We start from the raw sequence: 22,330 nt of genomic DNA, 5'->3' as shown, positions 1-22,330 counted from the left end.
CAACCGGGGCGGGGGGCGCAAATGAAGCAGGTCCTCATCCTCATCGCGCGCGGTTGGCAGCTTGGTCCGTCGCGCATTTTGCCACCCACCTGCCGTTACGCGCCCTCGTGCAGCCAATACGCCATCGAAGCGATTGGCAAGTATGGTGCGCTCAAGGGTGGATGGATGGCATTTAAGCGGCTAATGCGCTGCCACCCTTGGGGCGGACACGGGCACGATCCCGTTCCCTGAGGGGCAAATTCCGTGGGGTCTGGAAACGGGACCGCCTTAACCCCATAATACACCTGTCGTCGCACACTCTCGGGGCTTACACTTGGACAATCGCAATCTTCTGCTCGCTGTCGTGCTTTCGGGCCTGCTCATTCTCGGGTGGGACGTGGGGATGCGCTACTTCTATCCCGAGGCGGCGCTTTCGGCTCAGGCCGATCCGGTCAAGCCCGCGCCGACTGCCGCCACCGCCGCTCAGACGAGCACCGCAGCAGGCGCAGGCAGCCTTGGCGGTGATGCCGCGGCGGCGCGCAAGGTCAACCTTGCGACCGCACTCACCAGCCCCAATCGCGTGGCGATCGACACGCCGCGCCTTGCAGGGTCGATTAATCTCGTCGGCGCGCGGATCGATGACATTGTGCTCAAGGATTACCGCGAAACGGTGAAGAAGGATTCCGGCCCGGTTCGCCTGTTCGCGCCCGAAGGCACGCCGGGGCAATATTTTGCCGAATTCGGCTTTGTGAGCGGCGGCGCGCGTCAGCCTTCCAACCTGCTGTGGCAGGCGGACGGCACCAAGCTTACCCCGACCACGCCGGTCACGCTTACCCGCACCGATGCGAACGGAATCACCTATCGAATCCAGTTCGCGATCGACAAGGACTACATGATCGCCGCCACCCAGAGCGTGACCAACGCCGGGGCTGCACCGGCGGTCGTCCAGCCCTTCGCGCTGATCAAGCGCACCAGCACCAATGCGACGATCGACCAGTATGTCTCGCACTCCGGCCCGGTCGGCGTGTTCGGCGACACGCTGTGGGACCCGCATTCCTATGACGAGCTGGCCGAATTGGGTGGCGAAAAGCCTGAAGGCGCGCCGGACTGGCTCGGCTTTACCGATCAGTACTGGCTCGCCGCACTGGTTCCGGGCGACGGCAAGGGCAATGTCACGGTTGACGATGCCGGCTTCCGCTCGCTCGGCAACAAGCTGTTCCGCACCGATCTGCTCTACGGCGCGTCCACAGTGCCCGCAGGCGGCACCCTGACGCAGGCCACCCGGCTCTATGCAGGGGCCAAGGACAGCCAGATTCTCGACAAGTACGAAGATGGCGGCATCACCTATTTCGGCAAGGCGATCAGCTGGGGCTGGTTCGAGATCGTCGAAAAGCCGATCCTGTGGCTGCTGCGCACGCTCAACGGGTTGGTCGGCAATTTCGGTGTGGCGATCATTCTGCTCACGGTGATCATCCGCGGGCTGATGTTCCCGGTGGCGCAGAAGCAGTTCTCCAGCATGGCGCAGATGAAGGCCGTGCAGCCCCGGATGAAAGAGATTCAGGAGCGCTTCAAGGACGACAAGCAGCGTCAGCAGCAAGAGATCATGAAGCTCTACAAGGACGAGAAGGTGAACCCGCTGGCCGGGTGTCTGCCGCTTGTCATCCAGATCCCGATCTTCTTTGCGCTTTACAAGGTCCTCGTCCTCTCGATCGAGATGCGGCACGAGCCGTTCTTCCTGTGGATCAAGGATCTGTCCGCGCCCGATCCGGCGCACATCCTCAACCTGTTCGGCATGCTGCCCTATGAAGTCCCGATGGGCTTCCTGGCGATCGGGCCGCTGGCAGTGTTGCTGGGCATCACCATGTACCTGACCTTCAAGCTCAACCCAGCGGCGATGGACCCCGTGCAGCAACAGCTGTTCGCGATCATGCCGTGGATCCTGATGTTCGTGATGGCCCCGTTCGCCGCAGGTCTGCTGCTGTATTGGGTGACCTCGAACGTGCTGACGCTGGCGCAGCAGAGCTATCTCTACTCCAAGCACCCGCAGCTGAAGGCGGCGACCGCGGCGGCGGACAAGAAGGACGCAGGATAGGGCTGTGACCGACGAGGAAGATTACATCGCCCGCGAGGAAGCGGCATCCAGGCTCTTTTCAGGGCCGGTCGATTTCCTGCGCTCTGCGCCGCAGCTGCAATTCCTGCCCGATCCTGAGGTGCCGGAGATTGCGTTCTGCGGCCGGTCGAACGTGGGCAAATCCTCGCTGCTGAATGCGCTGACCGGTCGCAAGGCCATCGCTCGCGCCTCGGTGACCCCGGGGCGGACGCAGGAATTGAACTTCTTCGATGTCGGTCGCCCGGAGGAAGAAGGCGCGCTGCCCCTGTTCCGGCTGGTCGACATGCCGGGCTATGGCTTTGCCAAGGCGCCGGTGAAGGTGGTCGACAAGTGGAAGGCGCTGGTTAACTCCTACCTGCGCGGCCGCGCGGTGCTGGCCCGCACGCTGGTGCTGGTCGATAGCCGCCACGGCATCAAGGAGGTCGACCGCGCGATGATGAAGATGCTCGATGAGGCCGCCGTGGGCTACCGCGTCGTCCTCACCAAGACCGACAAGATCAAGGCGAGCGAGCTGGACAAGGTCGCTGAAGCGACCGCCACCGAGATCCGCAAGCATGTCGCCGCCTATCCCGAACTCCACCTCACCAGCAGCGAAAAGGGCATGGGCATCGCGGCGCTGAGAGCGGCCGTGGTGGCTGACGCGCTGGGTGAGGGCTGGGCGGGGTAGAGCGCCCGTTCAAGGCCCATTGCTGACGCCTGATGAATGCCCGAGATCGGGTGGTGAGCCGACACGTGCGATTTTGGCTTGCAATGTAACGGCCATCTCCCCGAAGGCTGACGCGATGTTCGTGCGCCTTCGCCAAACTCTCACTCGCCTGCTGGCGGCTGTGTTGCTGATTACGATCAGCATGCATGCGGCTGTTCCCGCGACGGCCTTCGAACAGGTTCGTGGTTCGGCATTCAGCGCGACGACAAATGACGTCGCGGTTCTGGCAAGTTTTCGCCAGACTGAGCGTCCCGCCGCCGTGCAGCCCGAGCCGGCCGGGCCGCCAACAGACAGCGCGCTTTACGTCTCCGTTCCAAGACACCCGGGCAGCACGGCCATTTTCAGGCGACTCCCGTGGTCGCACGCCCCGCCCCTCCCATCGATCCGTGCACGACCGGCACAGCCCCGGGCGCCTCCCGCTTTTTGAGCCTCACGTCATCGCCTTCTCAAGGGAGGCAAAGAGCTCAATAAGACGAGGACAGTCCTCATGGAAAATAATCACGAAGGCGCTCCCCTTGCGGGGCGCCGCGACCGTATCATCACGCTTCTTGCCCAATACCCAAAGCTCGACAGCGACGACCTTGAAGACCTTCTGCACTGGTTCCGGAAAGAGGCTTCGGCGCTGGACGTTGGCCTTATCGCCAGCGATCCGCGGCTAGCAGTGAGCTATCAAGGTCTGAAGAAAGATCATCTCGACCAATTGACGGGTGCGGATCTGCTTTGGGTCACCATTCTGGTCGGCACCGGCTTTGCCGTGCTGGCGTTGCTGGTCTGGTCGGCACTGTGAATGCAAGCCTGGGCGTGTCGCAACGCGCCCAGGCTTCATGCCGCACGAATGGCAGGTTTTAGACGAACACCCCGAACCGCCGCCGTCCGCTCACTTGGCAAACAGCTTGCCCATATCCTTGAACGCCTTGAACTCCAGCGCGTTGCCGGATGGATCGCGCAGGAACATCGTCGCCTGCTCGCCTGGCTGGCCTTTGAAGCGGATGGTGGGTTCGATCACGAAATCTGCGCCGCCCGCGCGCAGCCGATCAGCCAGCGCTTCCCATTCGGCCATGCCCATCACCAGCCCGAAATGCGGCACTGGCACGCCGTGGCCGTCGACATGGTTGCTCGCGCGGTCGCCTGCCTGTCCCGGTGCGAGGTGGGCGACGATCTGGTGGCCGTGGAAATCGAAATCGATCCATTCCTCGCTCGAACGCCCTTCAGCGCAGCCCATCACATCGCCGTAGAAGGCCCGTGCAGCGGCGAGATCGTCGACCGGGAAGGCGAGGTGAAACGGGGCAAGGCTCATCGACAAGTCTCCATAATGCACTCTGTCCTAATCCGTTCAGCCTCGACAGCGCCAGCCTGAATATCTAGGGCGGCCCAATAATCAGTCCCGGCAAGGTGGAGCGCAGCGGACATGAAACTCATCATCGGTAACAAGAACTACTCAAGCTGGAGCCTGCGCGGCTGGCTGGCGGTCAAGCAATCGGGTCTGCATTTTGACGAACTCACCGTGCCGCTGCTCGGCGAGGAGTGGGACCGGATCAAGCAGGACATGGGCGAAGTCCAGCCGTCCAGCGGCAAGGTGCCGGTGCTGTGGGATGATGACGCGGTGGTGTGGGATAGCCTCGCGATCCTTGAATATTGCGCGGACAAGGTTGGGCGCGAGCGGTTCTGGCCCAAGGATGAAGCTGCGCGCGGGATGGCGCGGGCGATGGTCGCGGAAATGCACTCAGGCTATCAGGCGCTGCGCAAGGAGCTGCCGATGAACATCCGCCGCCGGGTGGAGCTTCCCGGCCTGTCGGATGGCACCAAGCATGATATCGTCCGCATCCTCGGGCTGTGGGCCGAAGCGCGCGCGCGGCATGGCAGCGCGGGGCCGTACCTGTTCGGCACCTTCGGCGCGGCGGACATCTTCTACGCGCCCATCGTCACCCGCTTCGTCACCTATGGGATCGGCGTTCCCGGTTTCGCGCAGGCCTATATGCAGGCGATCTGGGAGCATGACTGGATGCGCGAATGGATCACCGCGGCCGAGCAGGAGGAATGGGTAATCGAGCAGTGGGAAGCGGCGGTATGAGGCGCCTCGTCGCGGCGCTGATCGCAGTGCTGATGCTGATTCCGGCGCCCGCCAGCGCCTGGGGCTTTTACGCGCATCAGCAGACCGCGCGCATCGCCGAGGCCAATGTCACGCCCGAAGTGCGCGCCAAGATCCGCGTACTGCTGGCCCGCGAGAAGGACCTCGGCACGCCCGAATGCCCGCTCACCACTCTGGCTGACGCCGCTGTCTGGGCCGATTGCGTGCGCGGGGAGGGCTGGCGCTGGGGCTACACCGCCGCTTGGCATTACCGCACCGCGCCGATCTGTCAGGCGTTCAACCCGCGCGCGAACTGTTCGGGCGGCAATTGCGTCACCGCACAGATCGTCCGCGCACACCGCATCCTTGCCGATGAAAGTCTGCCCGCAGCGGTGCAACTGGAAGCGCTCGCCTTCATGGTCCATTTTGCGGGTGACGTGCACATGCCGCTGCATTCCGGCGACAACGAGGATCGCGGGGGCAATGACCGCGAAGCCGATTACGGGATCGTCCCGGGTCTCAACCTGCATTGGATCTGGGACGGCCCGCTGGCCGAACGTGCGATCAGCGATCCGGCCGATCCGGTGGTGCGGCGCTACGCGCCTGCCGAGCGGGCGGCGCTGGGCGGCGGCGCACCTGATGACTGGGGCCGCGAAAGCTGGGAGATCGCGCGCAGCTTCGTCTACCCCACGGCTTTCGACAGCCAGGACGTCTGCGCAGCACCCCTGCCGGAGAAGACGGCTCTGAGTCAGGAGGACATCGCGCGCGGCGTGCCGATCGCCAAGCGGCGGGTGCAGCAGGCAGGGGTGCGGATCGCCGATCTGCTGACCAGCGCCTTTGCGCCGGGGCCCTTGGTGGTTGAAGACGAAAGGCGCCGCTAGGCGAAGGCCTTGGCCACGAACCACGCGGCAACCGCCAGCATGGCGATGGCCAGCACCCGCCGCACGATTTGCGCGCGGGCCTTGGCCATCAGCACACCGCGCGCCTGCTCGGCACCGAACACCAGCGCGAGGTGGATCCCGGTGGCGATGCCGACGCTGATCGCCGCCATCGTCAGGCCTTGCGCGAAGCTCGGCCGCCCTCCGGGGATGAATTGCGGCATTACGGTGATGAAGAACAGCGCCGACTTGGGGTTGAGCAGGTTGATCGCAAAACCTGCCAGTGCGTGACGCTGGTCGGCGTGGCGCGGTGTGGCGGTGGGCGAGCTCTCACCTGCATCCCTCCACGCCTCCCACGCCAGCCACGCCATCATCGCCGCCGCCAGCAGCGAGACGCCTTGCGAGAGCGCCGGACCTTGGGCGAGGATAATGCTCGCCGCGAGCACGCTGAGCGCGGCATTGGCGCTGAGGCCCAGTGCAATGCCGATGATCGCGTCAAGCCCGGCGCGCCGCCCTTCAGCCAGCGTCAGCGTGACCAGCCAGCCCATATTGGGGCCGGGGGTCAGCTCGATCAGCAACACCGCGAGGGCAAACCCGACAAGATCGATCACGGCAGGCGCTGGGTCTCGTAACGGGTGCCGTCCTTGTGGGCATAGCCTTCGGCATCGAACACCATGTCGATGTCGGAGTACTCGCCGCTGTCCTCCTCGCGCGCCCCAGCGCTGATGGCGACGAAGACACACGGGCTGTCCGAGCGGTTGTGCAAGTGGTGCCCATTGGCCTCGCCGGCGGGGAAGGTGAGGATGTCGCCGGGGCCCACTGGGGTCTCGCCGGAATCGTCGATCAGCACCGCCTCGCCTGAAAGCATCACCACCAGCTCGTCCTGCCCGTGGTGCCAATGGCGCTGCGAGGAGAAGGCGCCCGGCAGCAGCGTCACATGGCTCGCCCCCATCAATGTCAGCCCTGCTGGCGGGCCGAGGCGACGATACCAGCGCCCCTCGACCGCGGCATCGAAGGGCGGCGGATAGCCCGTCGCGTTGGTCTGGGGAATGGCGGCACAATCGAGCTTGGGCATTGGCGGCAACTCCTGCTAGGCCTGCAATGATGCTTGACGTAGCCGACCTTGCCAAGCGCCTGATCGCCGCGCCCTCCGTGACGCCCGCGACTGGCGCAGTGTTCGATGAACTGGAAGCGATGCTTACGCCCTTGGGGTTCGCCGTCCATCGCTTTGTGCGGGGCGACGGGCCGGAGGGGAGCGACGAAGCGCCGGTCGAAAACCTGTTCGCGCTGCGGGCTGGGCCCGAGGGTTCGCGCCACATCGCCTTTGCCGGACACCTCGACGTCGTGCCGCCGGGGGAGGGCTGGGCCTCCGATCCCTTCGTGCCGGTCGAGCGCGGCGAATTGCTCCACGGGCGCGGCGCGGTCGACATGAAGGGTGCGATTGCCGCGATGGTCGCCGCGGTTGCCGAGGTGCCGCCTGAGGCAGGGACGATCAGCTTCATCATCACCGGCGACGAGGAGGGCCCCGCGCTCCACGGCACCCGCGCGCTGATCGATTACATGCAGGCCGAAGGCATTCAGCCCGACCTTTGCCTTGTGGGTGAGCCTACCAGCGTCAATCGTCTGGGCGATATGGTGAAGATCGGGCGGCGCGGTTCGGTCAACATCTTTATCGATGTCGATGGCACGCAGGGCCATGTCGCCTATCCGCATCTGGCCGATAATCCGCTGCCCAAGCTGGTCGCGATTCTGGCCGAGCTGGACTCGCTGACGCTCGATACCGGGACGAAGTGGTTCCAGCCCTCCAACCTCGAAATCACCGACATCAATGTCGGCAACCGCGCGCATAACGTGATTCCGGCAGCGGGCGCCGCGCGGATCTCGATCCGCTTCAATGACCTGCACACCGGCCACAGCCTGTCCGAGCGGGTCATGGCGATTGCCGAAAAGCACGGCGGCAAAGCGCGCCCCGTCATCTCCGGCGAGCCATTCCTGACCGAGCCGGGGACTTTCTCGACGCTGGTGAGCACGGCGGTCGAGGCCGAAACCGGCATCGCCCCGGAACTCAGCACCACCGGCGGCACATCGGACGCGCGGTTCCTGCGCAGCGTGTGCCCGGTGATCGAATTTGGCCTGTGCAACGCGACGATGCACAAGCGTGACGAGGCGGTGGCGATTCCCGATCTGGCAGCGCTGGCGCGCATCTATACCCGGATCGCGCATGCCGCATTGACGCTCACCGAGACAGAAATCTAGCGCCCCGGCGGCGCAGGGGAGAGAACCTGAGATCATGGACCGCAAGCTAACTCTCTATATTCTCGCCGGCATGGTGCTGGGCGTGATCGTCGGCCAGATGCTGAACCAGATGGTCGATGCGGCGGTGATCAAGGAATCGATCGCGCCGTGGTTCAAGCTGCTGAGCGACATCTTCCTGAACCTCATCAAGATGCTGGTCGCGCCGCTGGTGCTGTCGACCATCGTGGTCGGCATCGCGCATATGGGCGATAGCGCCGCGCTGGGCCGCATCGGGGTGCGCGCGCTCACGTGGTTCATCACCGCCAGCCTCATTTCGATCGGGCTGGGTCTGGTGCTGGTCAATCTGTTCCAGCCCGGCATCGGCGCGCCGATCCCCGACGTCGCGGAAGCCGCCGCATCGGTGGGTGAGGTCAAGGAGCTGAAGGCGACCGAGTTCATCCTCTCGATCTTCCCCAAGAACGCGGTCGAGGCGCTGGCGACCAACAACATCCTGCAAATTCTGGTCTTCTCGATCTTCGCCGGGGTGGCCCTGTCGGCCATTGGCGAGCGCGGGAAAGCGCTGGTCACGGGGGCGGATGCGCTGGCCGAGATGATGCTGCAAGTCACCGGCTATGTGATGCGATATGCGCCGGTCGCGGTCTTCGGCGCGCTCGCCAACGTGGTCGCGGCGAGCGGGCTGGCGATCCTCGGCACCTATCTGACCCTGCTGGTCGAGTTCTATTTCTCGCTGGTGCTCTTGTGGGTGATCCTGCTCGGTGCGGGAGCAGTGTTCCTCGGTCGGCGAATCTGGGCGCTGATCCGCTACATCCGCCAGCCGCTGTTGATCGCTTTTTCGACGGCGTCATCCGAAGCTGCGCTGCCCAAGCTGTTCGAACAGCTCGACCGTTTCGGCGTGCCGCGCCGGATCTCGGGCTTCATGCTGCCACTGGGCTACTCGTTCAATCTCGATGGCTCGATGATGTACATGAGCTTTGCGACGCTGTTCATCGCGCAGGCTTACGGCATCGATCTCAGCATCGGCACGCAGATCATGATCCTGCTGACGCTGATGATCTCGTCCAAGGGCATCGCGGCTGTCCCGCGCGCGTCGCTGGTGGTGATCACCGGCACGCTGGCGATGTTCGGCCTGCCGGTTGAAGGCGTCGCGATTATCCTGGCGATTGACCAGTTCCTCGATATGGGCCGCACCGCCACCAACGTGGTCGGCAACGCGGTCGCGACGGCGGTGATCACCAAGTGGGAAGGAATGCTGGAGGTGGAGGAGCCGGACTACGTCGACCACCCCCACGCGCCCGCCCACACCGCTGCCGATGGCCGCGCAGGGCTGGAACTGGACGAGAGCAATTTTGAAGAGGGCAAACGCTGAAGCGGCGCCCGCGCCCTCAGTCCTTGCTTGTCTTCACATACTCGACCGGCACGAACTCGCCCAGCGAGCACCCCGCGCCGCGTTGCGGCACGCCGCCGATGTTGGTGAGGCTATAGACGATCTGCTGGGTGCACAGCTGATCGACCGAGGTCTCGTAAGTAATCGCGCGGTCCCAGCCGAGGCCGGGGCAGCGGTTCTTCAGGGTGCTGCGATAGACCTTGCCGCCGTTCATCTCGAAATCGATCACCTGATCCGTGCGCACCACGGTGGCGCGCACCTGCGAGCGGTTGATGCAGTTCTGCCCGGCGCCCAGCACCTTCACCGCAGGCGTGCGCGCCGCATCGGCATCGGCGCGGGCAGCAGGATCGGTCGGCGCGCAGGCGGCGAGGATCAGGGGGAGCGGAGCAAGCGCGAGACAGCGTGACAGCATGGCAGATTTCTCCAATGAGCGAGGGCATTGTCGCCCCCGTGCTTGAACCGTGGCTTAATCCGCGCGACTTTATCGAACCCGTGTCTCTCCGTCTCCGCTACACCATCCTCCACGCCATCCGCCCAGATAGTCGCGTGCGCCGCCTTCGGCTTGCATCCAGTCGGCAAGACGGCTCACGCGCTTGTCGGCTTCAATCCGCTTCACGATGCGCAGTTCACGTCCCCAACGATCGGCCGGCTCATCGATCCGCGCCGTCATTTCGAAAGGGCCGCGGTTCAGCCAGGATTGCAAGGCAGCGGTGGACATTTCCGCCTGCTCTGCCTCGGCAGGGCACCCCGCTTCGACCTCTGCCGTATCGATCCCGACCACTCTGATGCTGCGTTTGCCGATGCGGAACGTGTCGCCATCAATCACGCAGTAATATCCTCTGCCCTTGCCGCATCGCGTGAATGTGCCGGAGATCAGCTCGGGTTCCGATTGCAGGAAGGCGGGCGGCTCATAGGCGCCCGGTAACGCAGTGATGTAGGAAATCGTCGCCAGGGCAATAATGAGGAGAAAGGGGCGCGTCTCGTTCAGGGCTCGCCGCCACGACATTGGTGGCTTTGGCTGCCCGGGCCGTCGGGGTGGGCGCTGGTTGGAGCCGCGCGGCTGGGACATCCGACGCGGTCTGCGGAATACCACCAGATTGTCACGCTTATGGCCCATTGGATCAGCCTAGATCATCGCGCATTGCGGTTCCACAATGCCAAGCGTCACCTCTATTTCTTCTCCATCACCTTCTTCTTGAAGCTGCACAGATCGGCGACTTTGCAGCGCCAGCATTCCGGTTGCCGCGCCTTGCAAACATAGCGGCCGTGCAGGATCATCCAATGGTGCGAATCCCGGCGGAAGGGCTGGGGCACGCGCTTTTCGAGCTTCGCTTCGACATGATCGGGGGTCTTGCCCTTGGCCATGCCGGTGCGGTTGCCGAGGCGGAAGATGTGGGTGTCGACCGCGAAGGTCTCCTGCCCGAACCAGCAATTGAGCACCACATTAGCCGTTTTCCGCCCCACGCCGGGGAGCTTCACCAGCGCCTCGCGCGTATCGGGCACCTCGCCGCCATGTTCATCGACGAGGATCTGCGAAAGCGCGATGACGTTCTTGGCCTTGGAGTTGAACAGGCCGATGGTCTTGATGTGCTCCTTCAGCCCGTCCTCGCCCAGATCGAGCATCTGCTGCGGCGTTTCGACCTTGGCGAACAGCGCGCGGGTCGCCTTGTTCACCCCGACATCGGTCGCCTGCGCGCTCAATGCCACGGCGACGAGCAGCTGATAGGCATTGCCATATTCCAGCTCGGTCTGGGGCGAGGGGTTATCCTCGGCCAGACGGCGGAAGAATTCGAAGATCTGGTCTTTGGTCATTCACCGGCCTTGGGATGTGCTGCCTTCCACTCCATCGCCATAAGAGCGCGCTTCTCGACCGAGGGGTGGGTGTAGAACAGCATCTCTTCCAGCGCGCTCGGGCGTGGGTAGCGATATTCGGCGGTCTTCACCAAGGCGGTGGCGAGGGCGTCCGGCTCGTTCACGGTCATCAGCGAATATTGGTCCGACTCGGTCTCGCCCACGCGGGTGAGCGTGTTGGTGAGCGGGGTGACCAGCAGCCCCAGCACCGAACCCACCACCGCAAACACCGGCAGACCGCGCGGTTCGTCCAGCCGGGCGTCACTCCCGAGCCATCGGGCGGCGGGAGCGAACAGGCGGCCCAGCAGGAAGAAGAACGCCATCGCCAGCAGCGGGAAGATCACCGCATAGCGCCACACATGGCCCAGCTTGTAATGCCCGGCCTCGTGCCCGGTCACGGCGCGCACTTCGGCAATCGAGGCCTGTTTGAGCGCAACGTCCGAAATCGCGATCCGGGCCGAGGGGCCGATGCCGGAGACATTGGCGGTGAAGCGATCGGACTGGCGCGAGCCATCATACATGAAGATGCGATCATGCGGGATGCCGACATCATCCGCGATTGCCTCCAGCGCAGTGCGCACCTCGCCCGGCGGCACGGGCTTGTATTCGTTGAACAGCGGCTCGATCAGGGGCGGCCCGGCGAGCAGCGCCAGCAGCGTCACCACGCCCGCGAGCCCGCCGCTCCACAGCCACCAGCGCTGGCCGGTGCGGCGGATCAGGGCATAGACCCCGACAAGGAACAGCCCGCCCAGCACCGTCCCGATCAGTTCCCCGATCGCCATCTGACCGAGGAAGTCGCCGAGCGGCTGGCTGGACAGACCATAGGACCGCTCCCGGTACCAATCGGTGTAGATGGTCCAGGGCAGGGCGATGAGCGTCGAAATCAGTAGGAACGCGGCGCTGACGGTGAAGGTCGAAAGCGACAGGCGCCGCCCCTCCATCCGCGCGGCGATCCGGTCGAGCAGTTTGAGCCGCACCATGATGACAGCGACCAGCAGCGATACGCCGACATTCAGCAGCAGCAGCCAGTGGTTGCCGGTGGTGTAGGCCTGCGCCTGTGCGAGCGCATCGGGCCCAAGGCTATCGACCAGCCGCGCGGCCTGTTGCGCGGGGGTGAGGGTGGTGGACATGAAGTTAATCGCTCCCCTGTGGATCTGCGTGTCTTATTCCGGCAAATCGCCGTGCGCCATGACCGTCAAGGCTCAGAGCCCGAGCACGTCGTTCATGGTGTAGCGCCCCGCGCTCTGCCCGGTGAGCCATGCGCCCGCGCGCACTGCCCCGCGCGCGAAGATCATGCGGTTTTCGGCCGAGTGGGAGAGGGTCAGGCGTTCTTCGCTGCCCGCAAAGATCACCGAATGCTCGCCCGCCACCGTGCCGCCGCGCAAGGTGGCGAAGCCGATTGCGCCCTCGGCCCGCGCGCCCGTCATCCCGTGGCGGCCGCTTTCCATGTTGTCGCTGAGCACGATCCCGCGCCCCGCCGCCGCCGCTTCGCCCAGCAGCTTGGCGGTGCCGGACGGTGCATCGACCTTCATGCGGTGGTGCATCTCCAGCACCTCGATATCCCAGTCCGGCCCGAGTCGCGCAGCTGCCTCCCGCACCAGATGCGCCATCAGCGTCACGCCCAAGGAGAAGTTGCCTGATTGCAGCACCGGCACGGCCTGTGCGGCCTCGGCAAGCATGACGAAATGTTGTTCTTCAAGCCCGGTGGTGCCCACCACAATCGGCTTGCCCGCCACCCGCGCCGCGCCAAGATTCGCCGCCAGCGCCTCGGGCGCAGAGAAATCGACCAGCACGTCGCATTGGCTCGCATAGGGCCCAATGCTGCCCCCTGCATCCACACCCACGCACAGCACGTGGCCCGCGTCGGCAATCGCCGCTTCGAGCGCGTGCCCCATGCGGCCCTTGTGCCCGATCACCCCGAATTGCAGCATCTCTTACCCCTACTTCGTCATGCTGAACTTGTTTCAGCATCCATCCCGCGTCTAGGTGGAAGCTGAGCTCGTTGAGCGATGGACCCTGAAACAAGTTCAGGGTGACGACAAGGGAAAGACATGGCGGCAACCCGCAGCATCGTCATCCTCACCGGCGCAGGGATTTCTGCCGAGAGCGGGATCGACACCTTCCGCTCGGCCGGAGGGCTGTGGGAACAGCACCGGGTCGAAGACGTCGCCACCCCCGAAGGCTTTGCCCGCAACCCCGATCTGGTGCTGAACTTCTACGACATGCGCCGCGCGGCCTTGGCGGTGGTTGAGCCGAACCCGGCGCACGCGGCGCTCGCGCGGCTGGAGCGGGAATTTGCCGGCCAGCTGCTGCTGATCACCCAGAACGTCGATGACTTGCACGAACGTGGCGGTTCGGCGCGGGTGCTGCACATGCACGGAGAATTGAAGAGCGCACTGTGCCAGTCCTGCGAGACCCGCTCGCCGTGGCATGGCACCATGATCGAGCGCCCGCCATGTCCCGTCTGCCGCGCGCCGACCCTGCGCCCCGATGTCGTGTGGTTCGGCGAGATGCCCTATCAGATGGGCCGGATCTATCAGGCGATCGAGACCTGTGATCTGTTCGTGAGCATCGGCACATCAGGCGCGGTCTATCCCGCGGCGGGCTTCGTGCAGGAAGCGCGAGCGGCCGGGGCGCGCACGCTGGAACTCAATCTCGAGCCGAGCGAGGGCTCGCGGATGTTCCACGAAACGCGCCTCGGCCCGGCGAGCGTGGTGGTGCCAGCGTGGGTCGAGGAGGTTTTGCAATGACCGCGCACGAGGGCACATGCCACTGCGGCGCGATCTCTTTGCAGCTGCGCGATCAGCCCACCGATGTGAGCGAATGCAACTGCTCGATCTGTCGCCGGATAGCCGGCCTCTGGCATTATTGCTCGCCTGACGTTGTAACGATCACAGGAGAAGCGATCGGCTATTCCCATGGAGATCGCACGCTCACGACTTGGCATTGCGGTGTCTGTGGATGCACCACACACTGGACTGCAATCGATCCGGAATATCGCAGAATGGGCGTCAATCTAAGGATGTTCGATCCCGCGCTGTGGCAGGGCCTGCCCCGGACGTTGGTCGACGGGGCCAGCTTTTAGCCGCAGCCCTTGCAGGTCGCGTCTTTTGCGATCCGGATTGTGCGCATACCCGGCTCAAGCCCGTCGAGGATGTGCAGCTTGCCCCAGCCCGGGTCGCCCAACCCACTCACGCCCGCCAGCAGCACCTTGACCGCTTGGAGTGCCGCAAAGGTGCCCACCCAGCCTGCCATTGCGCCGAGCATCCCGTCATCCGCGCAGGTGTCGCAATCCTCAGCATCGAAGGCATCGCCGACGAAGCAGCGGTAGCAGGCCGCGCCGGGCAAGTGGCCTGCGAAGGCGGCGACCTGACCCTGAAACCGGCCCACGGCGGCGGACAGCAGGGGGATACCTGCCGCGACGCAGGCGTCCGATACGGCGAGGCGCGTTGCGAAGTTATCGGTGCCATCCAGCACCACATCGGCGCCTGCGATCAGGCTGGCGGCGTTGTCAGCCGTGATCCGCGCGTCGGACACGTCGACGCTTAGCGAATCGTCGAAATTGGCGAGCCAGCGCCGGGCCGAGACTGCCTTGCCGTAACCGACATCGCGGGTGGTGAAGATCGTCTGGCGCTGGAGGTTCGAGACATCTACCACGTCATTGTCGACCAGCGCGAGTCGCCCAATCCCGCTCGCCGCGAGATATTGCAGCGCCGGGCTTCCGATCCCGCCGAGCCCGATCACCGCGACCTGCGCGCCCGCGAGCCGCACCTGTCCCGCACCGCCGACTTCGGGCAGCACGATATGCCGGGCAAAACGGTCAAGCCGGGCGGATGACAGGCTCATGACTTGTCATCCACTGCGCGACGCTCGGCCTTGAATGCGCCAATGCCGTGCCACCACAGAAAGCCAATCACGCCGCCCTTGGTCGGCTGGAGCGTGACAAGCAGCAGGACGATCGCCACCGGCAGAATGATCGCCAAGGTCAGCCATGCGCTCATCCCGAAGGTCCCGATCATCGCGATCACCACCGGCGCGAGCAGGTGGCCGACCACGAAGATGCCGATATAGGCGGGAAAGTCGTCGGCCTGCTGGACGGACCAGTCCTGCCGACAATGCGGACAGCGGTCGACCGGCTTGAGCCATTTGCGGAACAGCGCCGCTTCTCCGCAGCGCGGGCACTTGCCGCGCAGCCCTCGCACCAGTGCGGAAACCCAGCCCTTGGGCAGGTCGATCAGGTCGGGAGAAAGGCGCTGAGACGGCATGGACAGGCTGTTTACAACCTGTGCACCGCCTGTCGACAGGTCTGTGGACAGGCCTGTCGAAAGTGCAGTGCAAAGGCTGGGCAGATTGTGGGCGAACTGACTCTAGTTGCCTCAGCTTTCAAGCTGACGCAGCAGGCTCCTCACATCGCCATCCATATCGGCGTCGCGCTGGCGCAGGTCTTCGATCAGGCGCACCGCGTGGATCACGGTGGAATGATCGCGCCCGCCGAACTTGCGTCCGATTTCGGGGTAGCTGCGCGGGGTGAGCACCTTGGAGAGATACATCGCCACCTGCCGCGGGCGCACCACGGCGCGGGCGCGGCGCTTGCTGCTCATTTCCGAACGGTCAATGCGGTAGAACTGGCAGACGGTGCGCTGGATTTCGTCGATGGTGATCCGGCGGCGGTTGGCGGAAAGGATATCGGTCAACTGCTCTTCGGCGAGCTGCAACGACACATCCTGCCCGGTCAGCTGGGCATAGGCGATCAGCTTGTTGAGGCCGCCGACCAGCTCGCGAATGTTGCGGGTGATGGTGCGGGCGAGAAAATCGACCACATCTTCGGGCACATTCAGCGGGGCAAAGCGGGTCAGCTTGGAGACGAGGATCTTCTTGCGCAGTTCGATATCGGCGGGCTGAATGTCAGCCACCAGCCCCATCGACAGGCGTGAGAGCAGTCGCGGCTCGACCCCGTCCAGCGCCTGCGGAGCGCGGTCGGCGGCGAAGACCAGCCGCTTCCCTTCGGCCAGCAGCGCGTCGATCGTGTAGAGCAGTTCTTCCTGCGCGCTCGCCTTGCCGATGATGAACTGGATGTCGTCGACCAGCAGCAGGTCAAAGCTGCGCAGCCGAGCCTTGAACTCAATCGTCTGGCTGGACTTCAGCGCCTGGACGAATTCGACCATGAACCGCTCGGCTGAGCAATAGAAGATGCGCGCCCGCGGGTGGGTCTGCAAATAGGCGTGGCCGATCGCGTGGAGCAGGTGGGTCTTGCCCTGTCCGGTCGCCGCCTTGAGGTACAGGGGCGAGAATTGCGGCTGCTCCACTGCGGCCATGCGCTGCGCTGCGTTGCAAGCGAGGATATTGGCCTCACCAGTGACGAAGGCGGCGAAGGTCAGTGACGGATCGAGCCCGACCGAAGAGGTGAAGTTCGCATCACCCATCGCGCCCGCGGCCAAGGCAATCGCGCTCGCGCCATCATTGGCGGGGCGGCGGCCATCGTCGAGGCGCAGGTCGGGCAGCTGGCGGCGGCCGGGGTGGACCACAATATTGACCTTGCGCACTTCGCTGCGCGCAATGCTCCAGGCGAGCTGAAGCCGGTCATGGAAGCGGTCCCGCACCCAGTTGGCCGAAAATTCGGTCGGAAGGTAAAGATCGAGCGCGCCGGTCTCGCGGTTCAGTGCGCCAAGCTGGATCGGCTTGATCCACTGGCTGTGCAGCTGATGGCCCAGATCCTTGCGCAAGCCCTGACTGATATCGGACCAATCTGCGGCGAGATTTACAGCTTCGGAGTCTTCCATCAGATGTTCATCGGCCTGGCGGCCACCCGTCCGCGCCTTGTCAGTCCTGTGCACAAGCTCTTCCCCAATTCAAACTTAGCCTGCCGAGCCGTGCGGCTCACAGACCTTTTCTTCCCGATGCGACAGGCTTAACCTTCCCAGCCCCGGAATCGCGGATTCCGGAGTTCCCCCCTGTCGGCCAAGTTGTAAAAGCACCCGGGCTGTCCCGCGCCGGGTGGAACTGATCTAAAGAACTCTGCGGCCTTTTGCGCAAGCGAGGACTTTTAAAAAAAGTGAAATAATCCTGTTGACTCACCGCTGACCCGCAGACTTGCGTTGAAGTGCCTGTTTTTCCTACGAAATCCCGAGCCTCAACCCGCGAATCGTGGTGAATCCTGACATTTCTGTCATCGGGACGGTTGCGTTTGTCGCAAACGAAACGGGCCGCGCTCGTTGAGCGCGGCCCGATCGGTTTGCGAGGCCCCGGCATCCCGTCTTTCATGCCGCAGCATGAAAGGCGAAAGCGCGACGAATCGAATCAGAGAGTGGCGACTCGGCGCGTCAGGCGCGAGAGCTTGCGGGCCACGGTGTTCTTGTGCAGCACGCCGCGAGCAACGCCGCGGGCCATTTCCGGCTGAGCCGCCTTGAGCGCAACCGCAGCTGCTTCCTTGTCACCGGCTTCACAGGCCGATTCGACCTTCTTGATGAAGCTGCGGATGCGGCTGATGCGCGCACCGTTGATTTCGGCGCGGGCGGTGTTGCGACGGATGCGCTTCTTGGCTTGCGGCGTGTTTGCCATAATTCGTGTCTGTCTCGCGTTTGGTTCAGGCCGCTTGAGGCAGCCGAGAAATTGGTGACGGTTTGCTCGAAAACGGGCGAGCGGACGCAGGGCCCAACCGCCGGAAAGCAGCGCGCATAGTCAGAACTGCTCCGAAGGTCAACGATTCTCCCTTACTTCTGGCACACTGGGCAGAACCAGGTGCTGCGTCCGCCCTGCGCAATGCGCGCGATCACTCCGCCATCATCGCGGCGGCATGGCTGGCCGTCGCGCCCATAAACGTCAAAACTGCTGGCGAAATAGCCCAGCTCGCCGCTCGGCGCGGCATAGTCACGCAAGGTCGAGCCGCCGTCGCGGATCGAGGCTTCGAGCACCGCCACGATGGCGGGCACCAGCCGCGCCAACTGGGCCTGCGTCACCTTGCCCGCCTGTTTGGTGGGATGAATGCCGGAGCGCCACAGCGCCTCGCAGACGTAGATATTGCCGAGCCCGGCCACGATCCGCTGATCGAGCAGGCACAGCTTGATCGACTGGGTCTTGCCTTGCAGGGCCGCCTTCAGATGACTGACACTCAGCCCCGGGCCCAGTGGCTCCGGCCCGAGCGCGGCGAATTGCGGCCAGAGGTCGAGCGCGCCGGTCTCCACCAGATCGACCGAGCCGAATCGGCGCGGATCGCACAGGGCGAAACGGTGATGCGCGGTCTCCAGCAGCAGGTGATCATGCGTCTCGGGCGTTTCCGGGTCGATCCGCCACCGCCCGCTCATGCCGAGGTGGAAGATCATCGTCGCCCCGCGATCAAGATGCATCAGCCCGTATTTGGCGCGGCGCGAGAGCGTGCTGACCGTTGCGCCGGTCATCACCTGGACCAGATCTGCGGGGAAGGGGCGGCGCAGATCGGCGCGGTTCAAGACGACGCGGGTGATCCGTTCGCCCTCAAGGAACTTTGCAAGGCCGCGGACGGTTGTTTCGACTTCAGGGAGCTCAGGCATTGGGCCTCCCTCTAACACCCTTTGCGCGGGCGGCAATTGTCTCTAGGGAGCCGGGCATGACACAGAGCACTGACGACACCGTCTCCTTCGGCTACACCCAGGTCACTCCGGAAGAAAAGACCCGCAAGGTCGGCGAGGTCTTCTCCAGCGTCGCGCGCAAATACGACATCATGAATGATGCGATGTCGGGCGGGATGCACCGGCTGTGGAAGGACCGCTTCGTGAAGCGCGTGAAGCCGCAGCCGGGCGAACAGATTCTCGACATGGCGGGCGGCACTGGCGACATCGCTTTCCGCATGGCGGCGCGCGGGGCGCACATCACGGTGGCTGATATCAATCAGGACATGCTCGACGTGGGGGCCGAGCGTGCGCTGGAACGCGGGTTTGACGAAGAGGACGGCAGCCTCGTCTTCACTTGCCAGAACGCCGAACAGGTGAGCTTCGCGTCGAACACCTTCGATGCCTACACCATCGCCTTCGGCATCCGGAACGTGACCCATATCGACCGCGCGCTGGCCGAAGCGCTGCGCGTGCTGCGCCCTGGCGGGCGGTTCTTCTGTCTTGAGTTCTCGACCGTCGAATGGTCGGGGCTGAAGGAGGCCTACGATATCTACTCCGAACATCTGCTGCCGCGCATGGGGCAGGCGATTGCCGGAGACGCGGATTCCTACCGCTATCTCGCCGAATCGATCCGCAAGTTCCCGCCGATGCCCGCGTTCGAACAGATGATCCGCAGCGCGGGCTTTGCGAACACCAAGGTCGAACCGATCATGGGCGGGCTGGTGGCGATCCATTCGGGGTGGAAGATCTAGGGACGTGACCACCTCTGCCGTCCACCTGATCCGCCTCGCCCGCTGGGGCGTGACGCTGGCCCGCCGCCGCGCGCTGGTGGGGATCGAGAATGATCCCAATGCGCCCGTCGCCCTGCGCCAGTTAGTGCGGCTCGCGCGGTTGGCGACGCTGACGGGCAAGAACGGCCCGCGCGATTATGCGGGGGCGTTCCGCGCCATCGGGCCGGCGGCGATCAAGCTGGGGCAATCGCTGGCCACGCGCCCCGATCTGGTGGGTGAGGAAGCGGCGAACAATCTCCTCAGCTTGCAGGACTCCCTGCCGCCGGTGCCGTTTGCGCAGATCAAGGCGGCGATCGAATCGAGCTTCGGACAGCCGATCGAGAAGCTGTTCAGCGAAATCGACCCGGAACCTGTCGGCGCGGCGTCGATTGCGCAGGTCCACAAGGCCGTCACCACCGAGGGCCGGAAGGTCGCGGTCAAGGTGCTGCGCCCGGGCATCCGCGAGAAATTCGCCCGCGACATCACCACCTATGAATGGGCCGCGGCCCATGTCGAGGCGATGGGCGGGGAGTTCTCGCGCCTGCGTCCGCGTCTCACCATCGCCAATTTCAAGCGCTGGACCAATTCCGAACTCGACCTCAGGCGTGAGGCGGCTTCGGCCTCCGAACTCGCCGAGCAGATGGCGGGCGTCTCCGGCTACCGCATCCCCGGCATCGACTGGGATCGCACCAACGGCCGGGTGATGACCATCGAATGGATCGACGGTATCAAAATCAGCCGCGTCGACGAGTTGCGGACGCGCGGGCATGATTTCGCCGCACTGTCGGAAAAGCTGGTGATCAGCTTCCTCACCCAAGCGATCAGCGCCGGGTTCTTCCATGCCGACATGCACCAGGGCAACCTGTTCGTGGAGGATGACGGCACCATCGTCGCCATCGATTTCGGCATCATGGGCCGGATCGACCGGCGCGCGCGGCAGTGGCTGGCGGAGATTCTCTACGGGCTGACCACGGGCAATTACCAGCGCGTCGCCGAAATCCATTTCGAAGCGCAATATGTGCCGAGTTACCACTCGGTCGGCGAATTCGCGACCGCGCTGCGCGCCGTGGGTGAGCCGATGCGCGGCAAGCCGGTGAAGGAGCTGAGCGTCGGGCAGATGCTCGACGGGCTGTTTGCGATCACCCGCGATTTCGACATGCAGACCCAGCCGCACCTGCTGCTGCTGCAAAAGACCATGGTGATGGTCGAAGGCATCGCTACCCAGCTCAATCCCGACATCAATATGTGGGACACCGCCGCGCCCTATGTGCGCAGCTGGATTCGCGACGAGCTCGGCCCGGAAGCCGCGCTGGCGGATCGGCTCAAGACCGATACCGAGACTCTGCTGCGCCTTCCCGGCCTGATCCGGCGGCTGGAGGAGAAGTACCCGCCCAAGGGCGGCGCGCCCGAAGCGCCGCCGCTGCCGCATATCCCGCTCATTACCGACAAGCGTGAGGGCCGTGGCTGGCTTGGCTACGTCCTTTCGGGCCTTGCTGGCGCGGGCGCTCTGTGGGGGGCAATGGCGCTCGGCTGGATCGGATGAGGCTGGACGCCTGCCCATCGCTCACGCAGCGGTGGGACGCGCTTGGCCGTCCGTTCGCGCATCTGCCGCGCTGGGCGGCGGGGCTGGTGTTGGCGCTGCTGGCTGGCGCGATGGGGTGGAGCGTATTGGCGACCGCGCCGGGTGATCAGCCTGAGCGCGCGCCTGTCACCGCCGCGCCTGCCACAAGCCCAAATCCGCTAGACCGGGCCAAGGGTGACATGGCGCTCTACGCCCGCATCGCTGCGCGCGTGACGGCGGGCGAGGGCTATTACGCGGCCGCCATGGATGAACAGCGCGCCAGCAATTACCCGACCCGCCCCTTTGTCGCGGTGCGCCTGCCGACGCTGGCGCTGCTGCAAGCGCTGATTGGGGTGGATGGCGTGCGCTATGCGCAGCTGGCCTTGGTGCTGGCGTGTCTGTGGGCGCTCAATCGCCGGGAGACGCCGCTCGCCGCGTGGCCCGAGCGGCTGGGAGCGAGCGTGCTGCTGGCGCTGGGCGGGGCTGCGGCGCTGAACCCGGTCGCAGGGCTGGACCAAGATTTTTCCGCGGGTCTGTGCCTGACACTGGCGCTGCTGCTCTATCGCCGCGCGCGCTGGTGGCCTGCCTTGCTGGCGGCGGCGCTGGCGTTGGCCGTGCGCGAACTGGCAGCGCCCTTCGTGCTGCTATGGCTGGCCTTCGCGCTGGCGGAGCAACGATGGCGCGAGGCTGGCGCCGTGGCGGCGCTGCTGGCGTTGTTCGCAGGCGGGATGGCGCTGCATTTCGCGGCGGTCGAAGCTGGACGATTGCCGGGTGATCTGGCCTCGCAGGGGTGGAGCGCGCTGGCAGGCTATCGCCTCCCCCTGTCCGCGCTGGCGCACCTCACCGGACTGCGGCTCTTGCCGGTCGCACTTGCGGCACCCCTGGCGATCCTGCCGCTGATCGGCTGGGCGGCCATTCGCGGGCGGATCGGGGTGTTTGCGCTGCTGTGGTTTGCTGGCCTGTTCACCATGATGGCGCTGTTTGCCCGGCCGGAGAATTTCTACTGGGTACAATTGGCGTTACCGGCCTATGGCATCGGTCTCGCTTTTGCCCCGCGCGGGCTATTTGAACTTTTCCAAGGCGCGGCGGGGCGGGCATCAAGGCAAACTTAACCAAGCTTTGCGAAGGGTGTTGCGTGCATTATGGCTGGCACCCTACAGCGAGGCGCGAGAGGCAAGAGG

Annotated in this window: 26 protein-coding genes; 13 read left to right on the top strand and 13 right to left on the bottom strand. The window is 64.8% G+C overall.

Annotated features, from left to right (window positions below; genetic code table 11):
* The first annotated feature begins 21 nt into the window (after positions 1–21).
* The 4 genes from yidD (at position 22) to GVM20_RS05340 (ending at position 3,582) form a co-directional block, all read left to right on the top strand.
* Positions 22–231 carry a membrane protein insertion efficiency factor YidD gene (yidD, locus tag GVM20_RS05355; RefSeq protein ID WP_166546242.1) on the top strand — a complete coding sequence of 70 codons (210 nt, stop codon included), beginning with the start codon at positions 22–24 and terminating at the stop codon, positions 229–231.
* 82 nt (positions 232–313) lie between these two features.
* Positions 314–2,071 (top strand): membrane protein insertase YidC, encoded by a 1,758-nt coding sequence (gene yidC / locus GVM20_RS05350; RefSeq protein ID WP_166546241.1) that lies wholly within the window; start codon positions 314–316, stop codon positions 2,069–2,071.
* Between the two features lie 4 nt (positions 2,072–2,075).
* Complete coding sequence (gene yihA, locus GVM20_RS05345; protein ID WP_353653110.1) at positions 2,076–2,756, top strand: ribosome biogenesis GTP-binding protein YihA/YsxC; 681 nt, start codon at positions 2,076–2,078, stop codon at positions 2,754–2,756.
* A 526-nt stretch (positions 2,757–3,282) separates the two neighbouring features.
* Positions 3,283–3,582, top strand: a complete 300-nt coding sequence (locus GVM20_RS05340; RefSeq protein ID WP_166546240.1) for a hypothetical protein — start codon at positions 3,283–3,285, stop codon at positions 3,580–3,582.
* Positions 3,583–3,672: 90 nt separating this feature from the next.
* On the opposite strand, the gene GVM20_RS05335 is transcribed toward GVM20_RS05340, so the two are convergent.
* Entirely contained in the window at positions 3,673–4,092 is a 420-nt protein-coding gene (locus GVM20_RS05335) for a VOC family protein (protein WP_166546239.1), read from the bottom strand.
* A 111-nt stretch (positions 4,093–4,203) separates the two neighbouring features.
* Between GVM20_RS05335 and GVM20_RS05330 the strand changes: the two genes are divergently transcribed.
* Both GVM20_RS05330 and GVM20_RS05325 read left to right on the top strand, forming a co-directional pair.
* Positions 4,204–4,866 carry a glutathione S-transferase family protein gene (locus tag GVM20_RS05330; RefSeq protein WP_166546238.1) on the top strand — a complete coding sequence of 221 codons (663 nt, stop codon included), beginning with the start codon at positions 4,204–4,206 and terminating at the stop codon, positions 4,864–4,866.
* Positions 4,863–5,744: a S1/P1 nuclease gene (locus GVM20_RS05325; RefSeq protein ID WP_166546237.1), complete on the top strand. Its 882-nt coding sequence runs from the start codon at positions 4,863–4,865 to the stop codon at positions 5,742–5,744. Before GVM20_RS05330 ends, GVM20_RS05325 begins: the two co-directional genes overlap by 4 nt.
* On the opposite strand, the gene GVM20_RS05320 is transcribed toward GVM20_RS05325, so the two are convergent.
* On the bottom strand, positions 5,741–6,352 hold the full coding sequence (locus GVM20_RS05320; protein ID WP_353653109.1) for a LysE family translocator: 612 nt from the start codon (positions 6,350–6,352) through the stop codon (positions 5,741–5,743). The genes GVM20_RS05325 and GVM20_RS05320 overlap by 4 nt on opposite strands.
* Positions 6,349–6,816 carry a cupin domain-containing protein gene (locus tag GVM20_RS05315; RefSeq protein WP_166546236.1) on the bottom strand — a complete coding sequence of 156 codons (468 nt, stop codon included), beginning with the start codon at positions 6,814–6,816 and terminating at the stop codon, positions 6,349–6,351. The genes GVM20_RS05320 and GVM20_RS05315 overlap by 4 nt, the downstream gene beginning before the upstream one ends.
* A 29-nt stretch (positions 6,817–6,845) precedes the next feature.
* Here GVM20_RS05315 and dapE point away from each other — a divergent pair, with 29 nt between their 5' ends.
* Positions 6,846–7,997, top strand: coding sequence for a succinyl-diaminopimelate desuccinylase (dapE, locus tag GVM20_RS05310; RefSeq protein ID WP_166546272.1), 1,152 nt, complete (start codon positions 6,846–6,848; stop codon positions 7,995–7,997).
* 34 nt (positions 7,998–8,031) lie between these two features.
* The gene (locus GVM20_RS05305) at positions 8,032–9,363 is read left to right on the top strand and encodes a dicarboxylate/amino acid:cation symporter (protein ID WP_166546235.1); all 1,332 of its coding nucleotides are present in this window, start codon (positions 8,032–8,034) and stop codon (positions 9,361–9,363) included.
* 16 nt (positions 9,364–9,379) lie between these two features.
* Here the strand turns inward: GVM20_RS05305 and GVM20_RS05300 are convergent, their stop codons facing one another.
* The 5 genes from GVM20_RS05300 to dapB all read right to left on the bottom strand — a co-directional run bounded on the left by GVM20_RS05300 (position 9,380) and on the right by dapB (position 13,163).
* A complete protein-coding gene (locus tag GVM20_RS05300; RefSeq protein ID WP_166546234.1) occupies positions 9,380–9,793 on the bottom strand; it encodes a hypothetical protein in 414 nt (137 codons plus the stop codon).
* Between the two features lie 69 nt (positions 9,794–9,862).
* Complete coding sequence (locus tag GVM20_RS05295; RefSeq protein ID WP_166546233.1) at positions 9,863–10,450, bottom strand: thermonuclease family protein; 588 nt, start codon at positions 10,448–10,450, stop codon at positions 9,863–9,865.
* A gap of 101 nt (positions 10,451–10,551) precedes the next feature.
* Entirely contained in the window at positions 10,552–11,193 is a 642-nt protein-coding gene (nth, locus tag GVM20_RS05290) for an endonuclease III (RefSeq protein ID WP_166546232.1), read from the bottom strand.
* Entirely contained in the window at positions 11,190–12,362 is a 1,173-nt protein-coding gene (locus GVM20_RS05285) for a M48 family metallopeptidase (protein WP_166546231.1), read from the bottom strand. Before GVM20_RS05285 ends, nth begins: the two co-directional genes overlap by 4 nt.
* Before the next feature lie 72 nt (positions 12,363–12,434).
* The gene (gene dapB / locus GVM20_RS05280) at positions 12,435–13,163 is read right to left on the bottom strand and encodes a 4-hydroxy-tetrahydrodipicolinate reductase (protein WP_166546230.1); all 729 of its coding nucleotides are present in this window, start codon (positions 13,161–13,163) and stop codon (positions 12,435–12,437) included.
* Between the two features lie 120 nt (positions 13,164–13,283).
* Here dapB and GVM20_RS05275 point away from each other — a divergent pair, with 120 nt between their 5' ends.
* Together GVM20_RS05275 and GVM20_RS05270 are read left to right on the top strand one after the other, a co-directional pair.
* Positions 13,284–13,982 carry an NAD-dependent deacylase gene (locus tag GVM20_RS05275; RefSeq protein ID WP_166546229.1) on the top strand — a complete coding sequence of 233 codons (699 nt, stop codon included), beginning with the start codon at positions 13,284–13,286 and terminating at the stop codon, positions 13,980–13,982.
* Positions 13,979–14,317: a GFA family protein gene (locus tag GVM20_RS05270; RefSeq protein WP_166546228.1), complete on the top strand. Its 339-nt coding sequence runs from the start codon at positions 13,979–13,981 to the stop codon at positions 14,315–14,317. The genes GVM20_RS05275 and GVM20_RS05270 overlap by 4 nt, the downstream gene beginning before the upstream one ends.
* Here GVM20_RS05270 and GVM20_RS05265 read toward each other — a convergent pair.
* The 5 genes from GVM20_RS05265 to mutM all read right to left on the bottom strand — a co-directional run bounded on the left by GVM20_RS05265 (position 14,314) and on the right by mutM (position 18,758).
* Positions 14,314–15,078: a HesA/MoeB/ThiF family protein gene (locus tag GVM20_RS05265; RefSeq protein WP_166546227.1), complete on the bottom strand. Its 765-nt coding sequence runs from the start codon at positions 15,076–15,078 to the stop codon at positions 14,314–14,316. The two genes, GVM20_RS05270 and GVM20_RS05265, sit on opposite strands and share 4 nt — an antisense overlap.
* On the bottom strand, positions 15,075–15,497 hold the full coding sequence (locus GVM20_RS05260) for a DUF983 domain-containing protein (RefSeq protein ID WP_166546226.1): 423 nt from the start codon (positions 15,495–15,497) through the stop codon (positions 15,075–15,077). Before GVM20_RS05260 ends, GVM20_RS05265 begins: the two co-directional genes overlap by 4 nt.
* Positions 15,498–15,608: 111 nt before the next feature.
* Positions 15,609–17,012: a chromosomal replication initiator protein DnaA gene (gene dnaA, locus GVM20_RS05255; RefSeq protein WP_166546271.1), complete on the bottom strand. Its 1,404-nt coding sequence runs from the start codon at positions 17,010–17,012 to the stop codon at positions 15,609–15,611.
* Between the two features lie 517 nt (positions 17,013–17,529).
* The gene (gene rpsT / locus GVM20_RS05250; RefSeq protein WP_160759329.1) at positions 17,530–17,790 is read right to left on the bottom strand and encodes a 30S ribosomal protein S20; all 261 of its coding nucleotides are present in this window, start codon (positions 17,788–17,790) and stop codon (positions 17,530–17,532) included.
* Between the two features lie 152 nt (positions 17,791–17,942).
* On the bottom strand, positions 17,943–18,758 hold the full coding sequence (mutM, locus tag GVM20_RS05245; RefSeq protein ID WP_166546225.1) for a bifunctional DNA-formamidopyrimidine glycosylase/DNA-(apurinic or apyrimidinic site) lyase: 816 nt from the start codon (positions 18,756–18,758) through the stop codon (positions 17,943–17,945).
* 56 nt (positions 18,759–18,814) lie between these two features.
* Between mutM and GVM20_RS05240 the strand changes: the two genes are divergently transcribed.
* Genes GVM20_RS05240 through GVM20_RS05230 form a run of 3 tightly spaced genes read left to right on the top strand, consistent with a single transcriptional unit; the run spans position 18,815 to position 22,261 of the window.
* Entirely contained in the window at positions 18,815–19,570 is a 756-nt protein-coding gene (locus GVM20_RS05240; RefSeq protein ID WP_166546224.1) for a class I SAM-dependent methyltransferase, read from the top strand.
* A 4-nt stretch (positions 19,571–19,574) separates the two neighbouring features.
* The gene (gene ubiB / locus GVM20_RS05235; RefSeq protein WP_166546223.1) at positions 19,575–21,131 is read left to right on the top strand and encodes a 2-polyprenylphenol 6-hydroxylase; all 1,557 of its coding nucleotides are present in this window, start codon (positions 19,575–19,577) and stop codon (positions 21,129–21,131) included.
* Positions 21,128–22,261, top strand: a complete 1,134-nt coding sequence (locus GVM20_RS05230; protein ID WP_166546222.1) for a hypothetical protein — start codon at positions 21,128–21,130, stop codon at positions 22,259–22,261. The genes ubiB and GVM20_RS05230 overlap by 4 nt, the downstream gene beginning before the upstream one ends.
* The last annotated feature ends 69 nt before the right edge of the window (positions 22,262–22,330 follow it).

It is taken from the genome of Porphyrobacter sp. SLTP, assembly GCF_009905735.1.
Classification (GTDB): Bacteria; Pseudomonadota; Alphaproteobacteria; order Sphingomonadales; family Sphingomonadaceae; genus Erythrobacter.
This window is presented reverse-complemented; position numbering and strand designations above follow the sequence as displayed.